The sequence below is a fragment of the Variovorax sp. ZS18.2.2 genome (assembly GCF_024701975.1).
In the GTDB taxonomy this organism is placed as follows: Bacteria; Pseudomonadota; Gammaproteobacteria; order Burkholderiales; family Burkholderiaceae_C; genus Variovorax.
Genome location: NZ_JANLNM010000008.1, coordinates 237,670 through 252,699, shown reverse-complemented (window position 1 = coordinate 252,699; position 15,030 = coordinate 237,670). Strand labels below are relative to the sequence as shown.

Sequence of the window (15,030 nt, the reverse complement as noted above, 5' to 3'; positions counted from 1 at the left end):
GTACAGACGCATGAACATCCTTATCACCAACGGCCGCGTCATCGACCCCGCCTCGGGCACCGACAAGAAGACCGACATCGCCATCGCCGATGGCAAGATCGCCGGCATCGGCAACACCCCGGCCGGCTTCAAGGCCGACCGCACCATCGACGCCACGGGCTGCATCGTCGCCCCCGGCCTCGTCGACCTCGCCGCGCGCCTGCGCGAGCCGGGCTACGAGCACGAAGGCATGCTCGAAAGCGAAATGGCCGCGGCCATCGCGGGTGGCGTGACCAGCCTCGTGTGCCCGCCCGACACCGACCCCGTGCTCGACGAGCCCGGCCTGGTCGAGATGCTCAAGTTCCGCGCAGAGAAGCTGCAGTGCGCGCGCCTCTTTCCGCTCGGAGCGCTCACGCGCAACCTCGCCGGCGGCGTGCTCACCGAGATGGCCGAGCTCACCGAAGCCGGCTGCATCGGTTTCAGCCAGGCCGACGTGCCACTCGCCGACACCCAGGTGCTGCAGCGCGCGCTGCTCTACGCCAGCACCTTTGGCTACACCGTGTGGCTGCGCCCGCAGGACCGCGACCTCGGCAAGGGCGTGGCCGCCAGCGGCCCGCTCGCCACGCGCCTCGGCCTCTCGGGCGTGCCCGTGTCGGCCGAGACCATTGCCATCTTCACCATCGTCGAGCTCATGAAGAGCACCGGCGCGCGCGTGCACCTGTGCCGCATCTCCAGCGCCGCGGGCGTGGCGCTGGTGCGCGCGGCCAAGGCGCTGGGGCTGCCGCTCACTTGCGACGTCAGCATCAACTCGCTGCACCTGGCGGACACCGACATCGGCTACTTCGACAGCCGCGCGCGCCTGAACCCGCCGCTGCGCCAGCAGGGCGACCGCGATGCGCTCTCGGCCGGCCTGGCCGACGGCACCATCGATGCGCTGGTGTCCGACCACACGCCGGTCGAGGCCGACGCCAAGACGCTGCCCTTTGCCGAAGCCGAACCCGGCGCGACCGGCCTCGAACTGCTGCTGCCGCTCGCGCTGCAGTGGGGCGAGCGCAGCGGCGCGGGCATCGCGCGGGCCATCGAGGTCATCACCTCCGCGCCGGCGCGTCTGCTGGCCACGGCCGACGCGGGCACCGGCATCGGTCGCCTCGTCGAAGGCGGCGTGGCCGACCTCTGCGTCGTCGATCCGACGATCGAATGGCAGGTCGAGCCCGATGCGCTCAAGAGCCAGGGCAAGCACACGCCGTTCGCCGGCTATCCGGTGCAGGGGCGTGCGCGCCATACGCTGGTCGCCGGCCGCGTCGTGCACGGCTAAAAAAAGGAACACCGCGCGCCATGGTTCATTCCCTGAAGGCCTGCTGGCGGTTGCTGCGCGCGGTGGGGCATGCATTCGGCGGCTGGTGGACGATCCGCACCACCTTTCCGAATCTCTCGCAGGTCGAGCGCAATGCGCGCGTGCAGGCCTGGTCCGGGCGCATGCTCGAGATCATGGGCATCACACTCAAGGTGCAGGGCACGCCGCCACCGGAAGGGCCGGTGCTGCTGATCTGCAACCACATCTCGTGGCTCGACATCACCACCATTCACGCGGCGCGCCACGTGCGCTTCGTGTCGAAGTCCATCGTCAGCAACTGGCCGCTGATCGGCACGTTGTCCGGCGGCGCCGGCTCGCTTTATATCGAGCGCGAACGCCGCCGCGATGCACTGCGCGTGGTGCACCACATGACCGAGGCGCTGCGCGACGGCGACCTGATCGGCGTGTTCCCCGAAGGCACCACGAGCGACGGCCGCGGGCTGCTGCCGTTCCACGCCAACCTGCTGCAGGCGGCCATTTCTTCGGGTGCACCGGTGGTTCCGGCAGCGCTGCGCTTTGCCGATGCCGCCACCGGCGAGACCAGCCAGGCCCCGCGCTACATCGACGACGACAACCTGCTCGTCTCGCTCTGGAACACCCTGCGCGCGCCGCCGTTGCTGGCCATCGTGCGCTTCGGCGAGCCGCAGCAATCGCACGACCGCGAGCGCCGTGCCTGGGCGCTTGCGCTGCATGAAGACGTGCAGCAGCTGCGCCGCGAGACGCACTGACGCGTCCTCCAAAAAAAAGCGCCCCGCGAAGGGCGCTTGAACGACGCACGGATGCGCCGTGAGGAGGAAGCGGGAATCTGGCGGCGGCTTCAGAGAATGCCGAAGACCTTCAGGCCGATGATCACGATCAGCGGCACACCGCAGAGCCAGAGGATGATGCTTTTCATGATCGAGGTCTCCTTGTGCTGAGTAGGCCTCTACATTGGCCGCGCGTTCGGCCGGTGCTTGCGGGAGAAGGCAAACCTTGCGCGTGGGCGCGTGCCTACAAGCCCTGCACGACGAAGAAGCCGATCGCCACCAGCCAGGACAGGGCCAGCGCCACACAGAGCCACAGGCCCCATTCTGTGAGCCTCTGCAGCAGCGACGAAGGGTCCTCTTCGTGGGAGTCGCGCTTCAACAGCGCGAGAAGCGCCTGGCCGCCGTTCATCGCAGGCAGGGGGAGCAGGTTCAGCGCGGCGAGCTTGGCGGCGACCATTCCAAGGAGAGGCACGAAGCCCTGCTGCGTGGCGAAGGCACGAGCGCCTTCGATCAACCCCTGCGCAGTGCCGAGCGGCGAGAACCCGCCGGCCACGATCTGCACGAAGCCATGGCCGATGCTGGCCAATGCCGAGCCGGGATGCAGGAGCAGCGCAACCAGCGCGAGCGAGGCGGCGCCTGCCAGCGGCAGGAGCACCTGCACCGCCCGCGGCTTGTGGTCGAAGGCGTCATGGACATGGCCGTGCTCGACGGGTGCCTCGTCGGTCGTGTCTTCGGACCGCGTGTCCTTGAAGATGACGGAGCCGCCGAACGGCAACGCGCGGAGCTGGAAGATGCCGAAAGAAAACAGCGCCGGCCCGAAGCCCAGCGAAACCTGCCGCACTGCAATGCCCAGCAAGCGGCCGAGGGCGGCCATGACAGAGACATGGAGTGCCGCGAGCAGGGCGATGGCAGCAATGAACTTCAGTGCGATGAGCATGGCCCACGGATGGTAGCGGGCCCTCGCGACGGAAGATCAGTCAGTCTCAGTCAGTCGCGATCTTCGTAGTAGCGGCGATGCTGCTCCCGCTCCCACTGCCGGCGACGCCATTCACGGCGCTCCGCACGGCGTTCTTCCCAGCGCTCCGCGCGACGCTCTTCCCAGCGGGAGCCCGGCTCGTAGTACACAGGCGCGGGCGTGGAATACACCGGCACCGGTGGCTGGTAGTACGTCGGAGCCGGCCGCGGGTAGACAGGCGCGGGCTCGTAGTAGACCGGTGCAGGTTGGCCGACGACCAAGCCGGGCAGGTTGACGCCGATGGACCAGTGCGTCTCTGCATTGGCCGATGCGCCGGCGAACAAGGCGCCTGCTGCGACAACACCAGCAACAGCCAGCTTGAGAACGGTTCGGGGAATGGACATTTCATCTCCTGAAGCGGGCCGAAAACAGCCCTGATGCGGTGTCCAACGCCCGACTGGTCAACGCCGCTCACATCGCTAAGGTGAAGATGCGTTCCCAAATGTCACGCCCGTTGCGAGTGAGTGAATGAATGAATGAAATCTTCTACCCCCAGAACGCGTCCTCCGCCGCCTGGTCTTCGGAGAACAGCCACACCTCGCAGATGCGCCCGCCGTCATCGATGCGCAGCACATCCACTCCCGACATCGCCATCGACGCGCCCGGTTTCTCCGCGCTGAAATGCAGCGGTGTCGCGACCCGGTCGCCCTGCGCCATCAACGGCCCGACGCTGTCGATGCGAAAGCTCCCACCGCTGCGCTCCATGAAGCGCCCCAGCAGCCCGTAGACGGCCTCCTTCCCCCGGTGCGTGCCCGAGAGGCTGCCGCTGCCCGGCTGGTGCCAGACGATGTCGTCCGCGAAGATCCTGCCGACCGTTTCGAAGTCGCCCTTGGCGACGGCGTCGAAATAGCTGCGGACGAGTTCGATGTTCTGCTGTGAGGTGGTGTTCGTGTTCATGCCGCGGACAATAGCCACCCGCATCCCCTCCCGCAAGAACGCACCCCAACGTGCCCAAGGCACCCCGAAGTGACCATGGACGAACAACAAGACCCGCAACCAGCCAGTCCCCCGGCATGGAATCCGTACCTCGCCACCTGCCCGACGCGGCAGGTGCTCGACTGCATCGCCGACAAGTGGGCGGCGCTGGTGGTGGGCTTGCTGCTGGGCGGCACCCGGCGCTTCGGCGAACTGCGCCGCGAGATCCAGGGCGTGTCGCAGAAGATGCTCACGCAAACGCTGCGCTCGCTGGAGCGCGACGGCATCGTGCGGCGCGAGGTCTACGCGACCGTGCCGCCGAAGGTGGAGTACTCATTGACGCCGCTGGGCGAATCGCTCGCGGCCACGCTGGAAGAACTGCGCCTCTGGGCGGAGCGGAACATCGAGGACGTGCTCCGGAATCGGGAGACGTTCGATGCGGCGGCGGGGGAAGGTCTCCCGGCGTCAGCGAAAAGCCGTTGAGCGGCGGCGGCTTCGTTCATTCATTCACTCATGCCACATCGTCTCTGGACACACTTCACATGACTCCTGTCGTCATCTACCCCAGCCGCCTGCGCGTCAGCCTGCTCCTCCTGGGCGCCGCCCTGTTCGTTGCGGGAGGCATCTGGCTGCTGATGCATCCCATCGGGGGCGATGAGGTCATGGGCTGGTTGATCGGCTGGGCGAGCATCGTCTTCTTCGGCGCAGTCGCGGTGTTTGCACTGAGCCGGCTTGTGTCGAGGAAGCCCGCGATCACGATCGATCGCACCGGGATCACGGACAACGCATCCGGCCTGTCTGCCGGCTTCATCCCGTGGTCCGACGTGGTCGATGCGCAGGTCATCAAATTCCAGCAGCAGAAATTTCTCGGGGTGTCACTGCGAAATCCGAAGGACTATCTTGCCAAGGCATCCCCACTCAAGCGCATGCTGATGAAGGCGAACTCTTCGCTGGTGGGCTTCGTCATCAATGTCCCGCAGATATCGCTGCCTGTGCCGCTCGAAGAAGTGCTGGCGCACATCGATCGCTTCAGGCGGGCAGACGCAGACGCGCCCCACATTTGATGGCGCCGATGTGCCCTGCACAGGCAGGAAAGTCTGTGCGCCAGCCGCAGGGCATCGCACGCAGGTAAACCTTAGTTCGGGTACTCCTCGCAGGGACATGTCCCGAATTTGCCCCGCGCTGCGCATTGCTGAATGATGACCGTCATGAAAGAGATTCGCCTCGGCTGGGCGCTCGACGTCAGTCACCTCAAACACGATATTCAAGCGGCCGCGAGCTGGAAGCGCGAAACGGCCGCGCTGCGCCGCGACCTGGAAATCATGGTCGAGGTGGGCAACGAGGTCTTCGGCGAAGGCACGCACTGGATCGAGGAGCGGACGGTGCCCGATCCTCGATGAATGAATGAGTAGCTCTGCCGGGGCTCATCAGGCCTGCAACTCCGAGAGGCCACCGTGCGCCTTGGCTCCCCTGCGCACGATGACTGCATGCGTCGCCTCCGCCAGCACCAGCGCCGCCAGGATCATCGCCGCGAAGGCACGCGGCATCGCCACCTGCCCGCAGGTGGCGTTCGCACAGTTCCGTGAGCTGATCGCTTCGCATCTGCACATGTCGCCGGACGAAGTGACTGCCCTCGGCATGTCCATGGGGTACGGCGATCCGGAGGCCGAGGTGAACGAGACAAGGATGCCGCGCGAGCGCGTGCAGGACTTCGCGCGGCTTCTCGGGTTTTCGGGCTGAGCCGTTCGCTCGTTTCATCAAGGAGAACGTCGGCCGACGAGCCCCATGAAGTTGGTGAAAAGCCGCTGAATGCCAGCGGCTTGATTCACTGACTCACGTCGCGCCGGCTGGACTCAAGCTCTGACGCAGAGCGGCGGTTTGGTGGCGCGGGTCGTCGATGGCCGAGAGGACGATGCTGCTCAGTTCGGCGAGCTTGTTGAGGATGCCGGGGAGCCTGCGGGCGAGAGTTTCCGGGTCGAAGGTGGTGGACCCGGAGAGCGCTTGAAGGATGGCGAGCCAGTCGAGTGATTCGCACGCTGCGATGCAGATGACTTCGCGACGATCCGTGTCGAGAAAGTCTTTTTCTTGGGGGAGTGGTTGCTGTGCCGGAGTGTTGGGCTCGGCGGTAGCGGAGGCGCTGGTAGCGCCATTGATAGACTTCTTCTTAGCCATGATGTGCGGGTTCTTCCAAGATGTTGCACGTTGTGGTTAGGCTGGTTCGATGTTCCACCATCGTTCCAGCCGCCTGAATTTGCCTCAGAAGATCGCGGTCTGAATTCGACTGCGACACGCCCTGAGACGCGGCGTTTACCTCCTCGATGTCGGCTCTTTCGCTTGGTCGATTGCCTCGCTCAACCGAACCCTTCCCAGATGCCTCAACTTGATCCAGCGAGCCGGGGTCAAGCGGATGGAACCACTTGCGGCATGTTCTTCATCTGGCAGTACGGGACGGCCAATTCGGTGGCATTTTTCGCTCTCATTTCTCTTCATTGCCGATCTTCCTCTCTACGGATAAGCGTAGTACGAGAAGTTGGCTCGCATGAAATTTCAGTGTGAGATTTTGCTGAAAATCTCTGTTGGAATTGAAAGCGAATTTTTAAATTCGAGCCTATGGTTGAGTAAGGCCGTCCGCCATGGGACCGATCAGGTTTTGCCACACTTCATATCAAAACACACGAGAGCATCAACGAATATGCGGAAATCTCGAATCGATTCAATGAAATAGTTTTTTGAGTCGAAGTGAAAATCCGAAGTAAGTCGATTTATGTTGAAAGAGCTATTTCGGGTTGACAAAAGTGCCAGAGAAGTAATGGGAATGGAAATAGCGCTGTTTTGGCTGCGGATCTGCCGCTGGACCTTAATTTCCAGAGCGCGCTGCGTCAGTATCCTTGGTTCTTGAATTTTGCCGAGTTTTAACGAGCAATGCTCGTATTGTCGTCATCAAAAGGAAGTACTCAATCTTTCCGGAGGAGGGAGTGTTTATCCCGTGAGCAACGGACGAACGTACGCGACGAAGGTTTTCGATGTTTTCAAACATCAATGGAGAAATTAAATTCGCGCTTCTCAATTTTTGCACTAATAAGTTCGGCGACGTTGGCATCGTGTCAACCAGATTTTTGTCGAAAGCGAGGCGCCGGAGAAGTGCCTCCAAAATTCCCCATCCAAGCAACAAAGCTGCCCTATAGGCTTTAGCTCGTCCGACTAGCATTACTTCTCTAATCATTGCCCAAATTTGCGCATCATTCGGCTCGCGATTTGATTGCAAATTAAATTTTGGCTGCGACTTCAATTCCCTTTCTGCCATGCTAAGAGAGCTCACGCAATCGCCCTCGATATTTGCAGTGACGCCTGATGGGAAAAGAAATACTTTTTGAACACTCCCAGTGGAAACTTCGGTCGGGAAAATGCCAGAAATCTCGCGCAGCCAGTCAAAAGAGGGCGCAACTTCGAAGGGCCAATCAGAAATGAATAGAGATTTTGGAAAATTCGGTTTTCTAGAGGAAATATCGAGCTTAAATTCCCGCAGCGTCTGCAAGCTGTCGCTTCTGGATTTCCAAAATGTCAGGCTCAATGCGCCGTAAGTCGCAAGCAATGGGTTGGATTTCTTTGAAATACTTTCTGGATCACCAAGGACGTCCATCAATGCAAACGAGGAAGCTCCCAAAATCACAGGTCCTAGCGCCCCTGTTTGAAGAAATTTTCTAATTGTTTCCATTGTTATTGATCCCATCTCTCGATTGCAATCTCAAGCATGCGAAATTCAAATTTGCGCCCATTTGCAAGCTCCTTTAGCACACCTTGATATTGTTCCAAGTAAGCTCGCGCCATCCGAAGTTTTGTGATCCATTGCTCTCGCGTTTTCGCATCTGGGAGGCAGTCTTGAAGGGCTATTCGAATTGCGGCTTCTACCTGATGTGCCGGTGCAGAGGAAAAAACGGTTCTGAATTTTGGTTGACCTTGATTATCCGGGAAAATTCTTAACTCCACGTTGTTTATGTGGATGTGGCATCCTTTGACCACCCAGTCGTTCGCAATCTTCGAGGGTTCGCACAATTTAAATCTCCATATTAATTATTATTAAAATCCGAAGCGCTAAACATGCTTGCCTAAGTGATCGGATGTTGAGCGTAATCGTAGTCTTGAAATGGGTCTGCGAGCAAGGAAATTTCAGGCCATTTGAATTCGTACCGTTGCTCATCTGGCCAATCTGTTGGAAATTTTATACGAAGGATGCTTCCGATCGAAGGTTCCATTCCATCCTCTCCATCGTAATGATAGGCAGCGCCACTAAGACCGATGGACTTTGCCCTCGGCGAATATTCTTCGTCGCAAAATTGCGCAGAAAGCAGAATGTTCAATCCACAAAATGCGTCCATTAACGCATCAAAAGTTGCGCGCTCGAAATTCTCGTGCCTTTGATGTTTCGACTTATTGTAAGCCTGATACCAAGAAAGAGGCGATGACGAGGCCCAGGCTTGAAATGGCGATCTAACGCTATTACTGCCTTTCCATGTCGGGACCCGAACTTCAAATGCTGATAGGCGATGCGACTTGTCAATTAGCCGGTAGTGTTTGATATTTGTGTTGCCTTTTTTTGCCTCTGCATAGTTGTTCTCAAGAAGAATGGCTGTAAAGTTTGCCTCTATTTCAACGCATGTTCGCATTAAGAGTTGTTGAATTTTATGGGAGTATGTGTTGGAATTTATATCGCTGGGCTCGACGTAGGTAAATAAATTAAGAATTTCTTCTTCAATTAGTAGGAAGGCGCGAATGTAATGGCGCGGATCCGTGGCATATCGCTTGTGCAGGAGATACATCCAGCGACCACCCTCAGAGTATTTCCCGTCCAAAAATTGTCTACAGGTTCGGCGATACGGTTTATTTATTGGCATTGGTTTCGTTCAATAAAGAAAAATCTGATGGATTTTGCGATTGAGTTCGATACGTGGGTCTGTCGCCCGCGCGTACTATTTTGACTTTATCGAGCGGAAATGTCCGCGATGACCTGTTGTAATTTCTTCATCGGCATCTACCGCCATTTCAGTGTTGAAGTACTACAAGCGATGCACATGCACATGATGTGCGGCGCGGCCGCTTCGTTTTCCTACATCTGCTGTCCGCAACGACCGTCCGGTTCAGTGTCTGCAAGACGTTGCCGATACGAAAGCAAATCGCCGTAGTAAGCGAAGAGCTCGAAGCCCGCGGGGTTGGTGCTGTCGCAGCGTAGTGCGTGGCCCCATCTGCATCGTCTGAAGATGGGGCCCTGCAATCGTCGTCTTATGTTCTTGGCCGCATGAGCAATTGCGCTGGGCTGGGAGGGGCGGGCAAGCGTCAGGATGAATGCGTACGAAGGTGCGCCAACCAACGACCGCGCCCTGCATGGCATTCGCATGAATGGCACGCGTGAACCTGCTTCCGCGATGGCGAATACATTGCAGTCGAAGTCGCTCCAACAACGTCCCTACGCGACACATACTGCCGACAAGGCGACGGTCGAACTGCGTCATTTGCCGCAGCTTCTCAAGCCCCAGAGAGCGGTTTCGAACTGGTAAGTCAGCGTCCCCATCGGCCAAGTTCACTCGGTCCGCGTTCCTTCGCATTGCTGTCGCACGGATTGGCAGGCTCCTGGGGAGCGAAGGGTCTGATTTCGCGCTCTCCATCAGAAGCCATCCAAGCGCCTTGATCAAGATTTCATCCGTCAAGAGCAGCACTTTGCTTGGCGAAAACTGCGCTGATTTGTGCTTGTCGGCGCGTCTATGCACTTGATGCTGAGAGCGTTTTTTCCTGGCTCTGTCATCAACGGCCTGATGGTGCCTTCGACAGGAATCGAACCTGTATCTGAGTCTTAGGAGGACCCCGTTCTATCCATTGAACTACGAAGACGACTGGCGCGATGGGCTCGGTGCCCGGCCGGCGAGGGGTTGCCGGTGCGCGCCGCGATTTTATAGGGTTCCTGCGGCGGCTTCGCTGCACTGCAAAAAACCGGCCAGCACGGGCTAACCCCCATACGAAATCTCCGAGAAGTTGACCTCGGTCAAGTCGTCGCCCCACACCTGCGCGCAACATCCGGCCTGTTCGTATCTCCGCTCAGATCCAAGAATAAAAAAGGGCGAACCCTACACAGACTGGAGACAGACATGACGATGAAGAACATCGCTTCGCAGTTCGCCCGCAGCTGGCCTGCGAAAGCCATTGGCGCGGCCGTCCTGGCGATGGCCGTTGCCACCCCCGCCTTCGCCTGGGAACCCACCAAGCCCGTGGAGTTCGTGATCCCCGCCGGCACCGGCGGCGGCGCCGACCAGATGGGGCGGCTGCTGCAGGGCATCGTCATCAAATACAAGCTCATGAAAGAGCCGCTCATCGTCGTCAACAAGTCGGGCGGCGCGGGCGCCGAGGGCTTTCTGGCGGTGAAGGAAGCCAAGGGCGACCCGCACAAGATCATCATCTCGCTGTCGAACCTGTTCACCACGCCCATGGCCACCGGCGTGCCCTTCAACTGGAAGGACATGACGCCCGTCGCGATGCTGGCGCTCGACCAGTTCGTGCTGTGGACCAACGTCGATGAGCCCTACAAGACCGCCGGTGAATACATCGCGGCCACCAAGGCCGCGGGCCCCAACAAGTTCAAGATGGCCGGCACCGGCTCCAAGCAGGAAGACCAGATCATCACCGTGGCGCTCGAGAAAGCCACGGGCACCAAGTTCATCTACGTGCCCTTCAAGGGCGGCGGCGAGGTCGCGGTGCAGCTGGTGGGCGGCCACGTGAATTCCACCGTCAACAACCCGATCGAGGCAGTCGCGCAATGGCGCGCCGGCAAGCTGCGCGCGCTGTGCGTGTTCGACGACGAGCGCATGCCGTTCAAGGCGAAGGTGACCGATACGCAGTCGTGGAACGACGTGCCCACCTGCAAGGAAGCGGGCGTGCCCACCAAGTACACGATGCTGCGCGGCATCTTCATGCCCGCCGGTGTCACGCCCGACCAGCTGAAGTTCTACGTGGACCTGCTGACCAAGGTGGCCGCCACGCCGGAGTGGAAGGAATACATGGAGAAGGGCGCCTTCAACCCGACCTTCATGACCGGCAAGCCCTTCGCCGATTGGCTCACCACCGCCGAAGCGACGCACCGCACGCTGATGTCCGAGGCGGGCTTCCTGGCCAGCAACAAGTAGCCGCAGGCAGATAGATGGCCAGCCCCGGCCGCGCACTGCTGGCGCACCGGACGGCGGGCGGGCGGGCGCATGCACGCATGAGCGCGCGCACCGCCTCATTTCACTCACACATTTGATCGATGGGGGCTCCATGGAGCACGAAGAAATTTCCGATGGGGCGGCGCGTTCGGGCGTCGCCACCTACGTGGTCGAGGCGGTGGTGGCGCTGCTGCTGCTGATCATCGGACTGGTTGTGGTGTTCGAGGCCCGCAAGCTGGGCGCGGGCTGGACGAGCGATGGGCCGGGGTCGGGCTACTTCCCGTTCTTCATCGGCGTGATCATCACCATCTCGGGCGCGGGCATCCTGTACCAGGCACTGCTCGGCAAGAACAAGAACACCGAGGTGTTCGTCGATTCGGTACAGCTCAAGCGTGTGCTGTCGGTGCTGGTGCCGGCCACCGTGTACGTGCTGTGCATCACCTTCGTGGGGCTGTATGTCGCGTCGGCGATCTACATCGCGCTCTTCATGATCGTGCTGGGCAAGTATTCGTGGGTGAAGAGCGTGATCGCGGCGCTTGCGGTCAACACGGTCTTCTTCTGCATGTTCGAGGTGTGGTTCAAGGTGCCGCTTTTCAAAGGCGCGCTCGACCCCCTCCGGTTCCTCGGCTACTGAACTCACGGAGCACAGCGAAATGGACGAAATCAGCGCCCTGATGCAGGGCTTTTCCGTGATCCTGACACCCATGAACATCGGCCTGATGTTCGTCGGGATCATCCTTGGCGTGCTCATCGGCGTGCTGCCGGGGCTGGGCGGCGCCAACGGGGTGGCAATCTTGCTGCCCCTCACGTTCACGATGTCGCCGACCTCGGCCATCATCATGTTGTCGTGCATCTACTGGGGGGCGTTGTTCGGCGGGGCCATCACCTCGATCCTGTTCAACATTCCCGGCGAGCCCTGGTCGGTGGCCACCACCTTCGACGGTTATCCGATGGCCCAGCAGGGCAACGCGGGCGCCGCGCTCACCACGGCTTTCACCTCGTCGTTCGTGGGTGCCTTCATCGCGGTGGTGATGATCACTTTTCTCGCGCCGTTGGTCGCGAAGTTCGCGCTCAAGTTCGGGTCGCCCGAATTCTTTGCGGTGTATTTACTGACCTTCTGCAGCTTCGTCGGCATGGGGAAAGGCTCGCCCTTCAAGATCCTCGCGTCGATGGCGCTGGGCTTTGCGCTCGCCTCGGTCGGCATGGACACGGTCACCGGCCAGCTGCGCCTGACCTTCGGCCAGCCCGAGCTGATGCGCGGCTTCGACTTCCTGATCGCGGTGATCGGTCTCTTCGGCATCGGCGAAATCCTGCTGTCGATGGAAGAGGGCCTGAAGTTCTCCGGCAAGAGTGCCAAGATCGACCCCAAGGTCGTGCTGCAAACCTGGAAGCAGCTGCCGCAGTACTGGGTGACGTCGCTGCGCAGCTCGCTCATCGGCATCTGGATGGGCATCACCCCCGGCGGTGCCACACCGGCTTCGTTCATGGCCTACGGCCTGGCCAAGAAGATGTCGAAGAAGGGCTCCAAGTTCGGCACCGGTCAGATGGAAGGCGTCGTCGCCCCCGAGACCGCGGCGCACGCCGCGGGCACCAGCGCGCTGCTGCCGATGCTGGCGCTGGGCATCCCCGGTTCTCCGACCGCTGCGGTGCTGCTGGGTGGCCTCTTGATCTGGGGCCTGCAGCCCGGGCCGCTGCTCTTCGTGGAGCAGAAGGACTTCGTCTGGGGCCTCATCGCCAGCATGTACCTGGGCAACATCGTGGGCCTGATCGTGGTGCTGAGCACGGTGCCGCTGTTCGCTTCGATCCTGCGCATTCCGTTCTCGATCATCGCGCCGGTGATCATCGTGATCTGCGCGATCGGTGCCTACACCGTGCACAACGCGATGCTCGACATCTGGTTCATGCTCGGCTTCGGCGTCATCGGCTACCTGTTCAAGAAGCTCGACTTCCCGCTCGCGCCGCTGGTGCTTGCGCTGGTGCTCGGGGACAAGGCCGAGGACTCGTTCCGCCAGGCGATGCTGGTCTCGCAAGGCGACGTGATGATCATGTTCTCGAACCCGCTGGTGGGCGGCATCACGACGCTGGCCCTGGTGCTGCTGTTCTGGCCGCTGATCTCCAAGGCCATCGCCTTCATCAAGCCGCCGAAGAAGCCCGACGAGTTCGCCGTCGAGCGTCCGGTGGATTGAGCGAGAAGAAAGCACAAGGAGCACACACATGCCAGTCATCGCACTGACCCAGGAGATGGGTTCCCTCGCCAAGGACGTTTCGGTCAAGCTCGCGGAAACGCTTTCGCTCGCCGTGATGCGCCACGAAGTCATCGACCATGTGGCCGAGAAGATGCAGGTTTCCAAGAGCCTCATCGGCCGGCTGCGCGGCGGCAAGGCCGGCCTGCTGGAGCGCCTGAAGACCGACCAGCGCAGCGTCGCGCTCTACACGGCCGACGAACTGTTCGCGCTGGCCGACCGCGGCAACGTGGTGCTGCGCGGATGGGGCGCCACCTGCCTGTTGCGGCCGGTGCCGCACGCGGTGTGCGTGCGCATCACGCGTTCGCTGGAGAAGCGCGTCGAGTGGCTGATGGGCGACCTCGAAACCGACGACGCCGCGTTCGCCGAAGCGGAGATCCGCCGCAGCGACCAGGCGCATGCGTCGCGCATGCATGCGCAGTTCGGCGTGACCTGGGGCGACCCGGTGCTCTACGACCTGGTGCTGAACACCGACCGCATGACGGTCGACAGCTGTGTCGAGCAGATCCGCCAACTGGTGGCGCGGCCCGAGTTCGCGGAGACGCCCGAGTCGCGCACGCTGCTCAAGAACATGGCGCTGCAGGCGCGTGTGAAAGCGGCGCTGAAGGAGCAGACGGAGACGAGCGACATCCGCGTCACGGTCGATGCGAACCAGGGGGAGGTGATCCTGCGCGGGATCGTCTTGAACTCCGAGGAGCGGACGCAGACGGAAGCGGTGGCGGCGGCTGTGATCGGCGTGACCGGTGTGCACAACCAGCTGCGACTGATGGCGAGTTCGAGGCGCTTCGCGTCGGCCAAGCAGACCTGAGTTCGGGTCTTTCTCCCTCCCCCAGAGGGGGAGGGAGTAAACCCCCGCGCCTAGATTTTTCCGCGCTTGCGAAGCCGACTAAGGGTTTCTGCGGAGAGATTGAGATACGAAGCCAACTCCTTGCTAGGAATCCGGTCTTCCAGCTCCGGGTGCTTCCTCATGAACCGGTGCACCCGCCCCGGCGCATCCAGCAGATGCAGCGTGATCGTGTGCGCCATGATCTCGCTCATCCCCTTCATCACCAGGTACTCGAACAGCTCCTTGGTCTGCGCATGCCGGTCGAGGAAGGTGATCCATTCCTTCAACGGCAGGCTCGCCACGCGGGCCTTGGTGACGCACACGATGCCGTAGGGCGTCGGCGTGCCCAGCCGCAGTGCCGCATAGCTGGTTTCCATGTCGTGCTCGTCGGCGAAGCGAAGGATCATTTCCTTGCCTTCCGGGTTGCTCACGACCCGTTTCAGGATGCCGTCGAGGATGAAGTACTGCTCCATCTCGCGCACCCCCTGGTGCAACAGGAAATCGCCCTTGTTGCCGTCCACGATCACGAGGTGGGCTTCCAGTTCGGCGCGGTCGCTCTCGCTCAGGTCCTTGAGCAGGACGTTCTGCCGGAGCTGCGCGCGAATGATGTTTTTTTCCGGGTGGTTTTCCAACAACGTCATGGGTCCCGTCTTGCTCGAATTCGCAACAACTTCTGGTTCATCTGGCCGGTGCCGTTTTCCGGAAAGTTGACCGAGGTCAACGTTCGAAAGCATGCCCCCGAATCATAGTCCCGGCTCGGGCCTC

Annotated in this window: 18 protein-coding genes and 1 tRNA gene; 11 read left to right on the top strand and 8 right to left on the bottom strand. The window is 61.0% G+C overall.

Going from position 1 to position 15,030, the window contains the following annotated elements; all coding sequences use genetic code 11:
• Positions 1–10: 10 nt before the first annotated feature.
• Together NU688_RS26700 and NU688_RS26695 are read left to right on the top strand one after the other, a co-directional pair.
• The gene (locus NU688_RS26700; protein WP_257863888.1) at positions 11–1,294 is read left to right on the top strand and encodes a dihydroorotase; all 1,284 of its coding nucleotides are present in this window, start codon (positions 11–13) and stop codon (positions 1,292–1,294) included.
• 20 nt (positions 1,295–1,314) lie between these two features.
• Positions 1,315–2,061: a 1-acyl-sn-glycerol-3-phosphate acyltransferase gene (locus NU688_RS26695; RefSeq protein ID WP_257863887.1), complete on the top strand. Its 747-nt coding sequence runs from the start codon at positions 1,315–1,317 to the stop codon at positions 2,059–2,061.
• Between the two features lie 262 nt (positions 2,062–2,323).
• Here NU688_RS26695 and NU688_RS26690 read toward each other — a convergent pair whose 3' ends face one another.
• The 3 genes from NU688_RS26690 to NU688_RS26680 all read right to left on the bottom strand — a co-directional run bounded on the left by NU688_RS26690 (position 2,324) and on the right by NU688_RS26680 (position 3,991).
• Positions 2,324–3,016 (bottom strand): site-2 protease family protein, encoded by a 693-nt coding sequence (locus NU688_RS26690; RefSeq protein ID WP_257863886.1) that lies wholly within the window; start codon positions 3,014–3,016, stop codon positions 2,324–2,326.
• A gap of 50 nt (positions 3,017–3,066) precedes the next feature.
• Positions 3,067–3,438, bottom strand: a complete 372-nt coding sequence (locus tag NU688_RS26685) for a hypothetical protein (RefSeq protein ID WP_257863885.1) — start codon at positions 3,436–3,438, stop codon at positions 3,067–3,069.
• 142 nt (positions 3,439–3,580) lie between these two features.
• The gene (locus NU688_RS26680; protein WP_257863884.1) at positions 3,581–3,991 is read right to left on the bottom strand and encodes a nuclear transport factor 2 family protein; all 411 of its coding nucleotides are present in this window, start codon (positions 3,989–3,991) and stop codon (positions 3,581–3,583) included.
• A 75-nt stretch (positions 3,992–4,066) separates the two neighbouring features.
• Here NU688_RS26680 and NU688_RS26675 point away from each other — a divergent pair, with 75 nt between their 5' ends.
• From NU688_RS26675 to NU688_RS26660, 4 genes are all read left to right on the top strand, one after another.
• A complete protein-coding gene (locus NU688_RS26675; RefSeq protein ID WP_257863883.1) occupies positions 4,067–4,492 on the top strand; it encodes a helix-turn-helix domain-containing protein in 426 nt (141 codons plus the stop codon).
• Between the two features lie 59 nt (positions 4,493–4,551).
• Complete coding sequence (locus NU688_RS26670; protein ID WP_257863882.1) at positions 4,552–5,073, top strand: STM3941 family protein; 522 nt, start codon at positions 4,552–4,554, stop codon at positions 5,071–5,073.
• A gap of 132 nt (positions 5,074–5,205) precedes the next feature.
• Positions 5,206–5,409 carry a hypothetical protein gene (locus NU688_RS26665; RefSeq protein ID WP_257863881.1) on the top strand — a complete coding sequence of 68 codons (204 nt, stop codon included), beginning with the start codon at positions 5,206–5,208 and terminating at the stop codon, positions 5,407–5,409.
• 79 nt (positions 5,410–5,488) lie between these two features.
• Positions 5,489–5,749, top strand: coding sequence for a hypothetical protein (locus NU688_RS26660; RefSeq protein WP_257863880.1), 261 nt, complete (start codon positions 5,489–5,491; stop codon positions 5,747–5,749).
• A 93-nt stretch (positions 5,750–5,842) separates the two neighbouring features.
• On the opposite strand, the gene NU688_RS26655 is transcribed toward NU688_RS26660, so the two are convergent.
• From NU688_RS26655 to NU688_RS26645, 3 genes are all read right to left on the bottom strand, one after another.
• Positions 5,843–6,181, bottom strand: coding sequence for a hypothetical protein (locus NU688_RS26655; RefSeq protein WP_257863879.1), 339 nt, complete (start codon positions 6,179–6,181; stop codon positions 5,843–5,845).
• 685 nt (positions 6,182–6,866) lie between these two features.
• Positions 6,867–7,724 carry a hypothetical protein gene (locus NU688_RS26650; protein ID WP_257863878.1) on the bottom strand — a complete coding sequence of 286 codons (858 nt, stop codon included), beginning with the start codon at positions 7,722–7,724 and terminating at the stop codon, positions 6,867–6,869.
• Positions 7,725–8,115: 391 nt separating this feature from the next.
• Positions 8,116–8,826, bottom strand: a complete 711-nt coding sequence (locus NU688_RS26645) for a hypothetical protein (protein WP_257863877.1) — start codon at positions 8,824–8,826, stop codon at positions 8,116–8,118.
• Positions 8,827–9,345: 519 nt separating this feature from the next.
• On the opposite strand from NU688_RS26645, the gene NU688_RS26640 reads away from it, so the two are divergent.
• Positions 9,346–9,561 (top strand): hypothetical protein, encoded by a 216-nt coding sequence (locus NU688_RS26640; RefSeq protein WP_257863876.1) that lies wholly within the window; start codon positions 9,346–9,348, stop codon positions 9,559–9,561.
• A 256-nt stretch (positions 9,562–9,817) separates the two neighbouring features.
• Here the strand turns inward: NU688_RS26640 and NU688_RS26635 are convergent.
• A tRNA-Arg gene (locus NU688_RS26635) sits at positions 9,818–9,892 on the bottom strand.
• Between the two features lie 254 nt (positions 9,893–10,146).
• On the opposite strand from NU688_RS26635, the gene NU688_RS26630 reads away from it, so the two are divergent.
• The 4 genes from NU688_RS26630 (at position 10,147) to NU688_RS26615 (ending at position 14,247) form a co-directional block, all read left to right on the top strand.
• Positions 10,147–11,178, top strand: coding sequence for a Bug family tripartite tricarboxylate transporter substrate binding protein (locus NU688_RS26630; protein WP_374684689.1), 1,032 nt, complete (start codon positions 10,147–10,149; stop codon positions 11,176–11,178).
• A 130-nt stretch (positions 11,179–11,308) separates the two neighbouring features.
• Positions 11,309–11,830 (top strand): tripartite tricarboxylate transporter TctB family protein, encoded by a 522-nt coding sequence (locus NU688_RS26625; protein ID WP_257863875.1) that lies wholly within the window; start codon positions 11,309–11,311, stop codon positions 11,828–11,830.
• A gap of 19 nt (positions 11,831–11,849) precedes the next feature.
• Positions 11,850–13,382 (top strand): tripartite tricarboxylate transporter permease, encoded by a 1,533-nt coding sequence (locus NU688_RS26620; RefSeq protein WP_257863874.1) that lies wholly within the window; start codon positions 11,850–11,852, stop codon positions 13,380–13,382.
• 28 nt (positions 13,383–13,410) lie between these two features.
• Positions 13,411–14,247, top strand: a complete 837-nt coding sequence (locus tag NU688_RS26615; RefSeq protein WP_257863873.1) for a cytidylate kinase family protein — start codon at positions 13,411–13,413, stop codon at positions 14,245–14,247.
• 50 nt (positions 14,248–14,297) lie between these two features.
• On the opposite strand, the gene NU688_RS26610 is transcribed toward NU688_RS26615, so the two are convergent.
• On the bottom strand, positions 14,298–14,906 hold the full coding sequence (locus tag NU688_RS26610) for a Crp/Fnr family transcriptional regulator (RefSeq protein WP_093442594.1): 609 nt from the start codon (positions 14,904–14,906) through the stop codon (positions 14,298–14,300).
• Positions 14,907–15,030: the final 124 nt, after the last annotated feature.

Bases quoted from the DNA above. Each gene is read 5' to 3' on its own strand.
- NU688_RS26700 (WP_257863888.1), top strand. From the start codon at position 11: ATGAACATCCTTATCACCAACGGCCGCGTCATCGACCCCGCCTCGGGC.
- NU688_RS26695 (WP_257863887.1), top strand. From the start codon at position 1,315: ATGGTTCATTCCCTGAAGGCCTGCTGGCGGTTGCTGCGCGCGGTGGGG.
- NU688_RS26690 (WP_257863886.1), bottom strand. From the start codon at position 3,016: ATGCTCATCGCACTGAAGTTCATTGCTGCCATCGCCCTGCTCGCGGCA.
- NU688_RS26685 (WP_257863885.1), bottom strand. From the start codon at position 3,438: ATGTCCATTCCCCGAACCGTTCTCAAGCTGGCTGTTGCTGGTGTTGTC.
- NU688_RS26680 (WP_257863884.1), bottom strand. From the start codon at position 3,991: ATGAACACGAACACCACCTCACAGCAGAACATCGAACTCGTCCGCAGC.
- NU688_RS26675 (WP_257863883.1), top strand. From the start codon at position 4,067: ATGGACGAACAACAAGACCCGCAACCAGCCAGTCCCCCGGCATGGAAT.
- NU688_RS26670 (WP_257863882.1), top strand. From the start codon at position 4,552: ATGACTCCTGTCGTCATCTACCCCAGCCGCCTGCGCGTCAGCCTGCTC.
- NU688_RS26665 (WP_257863881.1), top strand. From the start codon at position 5,206: ATGATGACCGTCATGAAAGAGATTCGCCTCGGCTGGGCGCTCGACGTC.
- NU688_RS26660 (WP_257863880.1), top strand. From the start codon at position 5,489: ATGACTGCATGCGTCGCCTCCGCCAGCACCAGCGCCGCCAGGATCATC.
- NU688_RS26655 (WP_257863879.1), bottom strand. From the start codon at position 6,181: ATGGCTAAGAAGAAGTCTATCAATGGCGCTACCAGCGCCTCCGCTACC.
- NU688_RS26650 (WP_257863878.1), bottom strand. From the start codon at position 7,724: ATGGAAACAATTAGAAAATTTCTTCAAACAGGGGCGCTAGGACCTGTG.
- NU688_RS26645 (WP_257863877.1), bottom strand. From the start codon at position 8,826: ATGTATCTCCTGCACAAGCGATATGCCACGGATCCGCGCCATTACATT.
- NU688_RS26640 (WP_257863876.1), top strand. From the start codon at position 9,346: ATGAATGCGTACGAAGGTGCGCCAACCAACGACCGCGCCCTGCATGGC.
- NU688_RS26630 (WP_374684689.1), top strand. From the start codon at position 10,147: ATGACGATGAAGAACATCGCTTCGCAGTTCGCCCGCAGCTGGCCTGCG.
- NU688_RS26625 (WP_257863875.1), top strand. From the start codon at position 11,309: ATGGAGCACGAAGAAATTTCCGATGGGGCGGCGCGTTCGGGCGTCGCC.
- NU688_RS26620 (WP_257863874.1), top strand. From the start codon at position 11,850: ATGGACGAAATCAGCGCCCTGATGCAGGGCTTTTCCGTGATCCTGACA.
- NU688_RS26615 (WP_257863873.1), top strand. From the start codon at position 13,411: ATGCCAGTCATCGCACTGACCCAGGAGATGGGTTCCCTCGCCAAGGAC.
- NU688_RS26610 (WP_093442594.1), bottom strand. From the start codon at position 14,906: ATGACGTTGTTGGAAAACCACCCGGAAAAAAACATCATTCGCGCGCAG.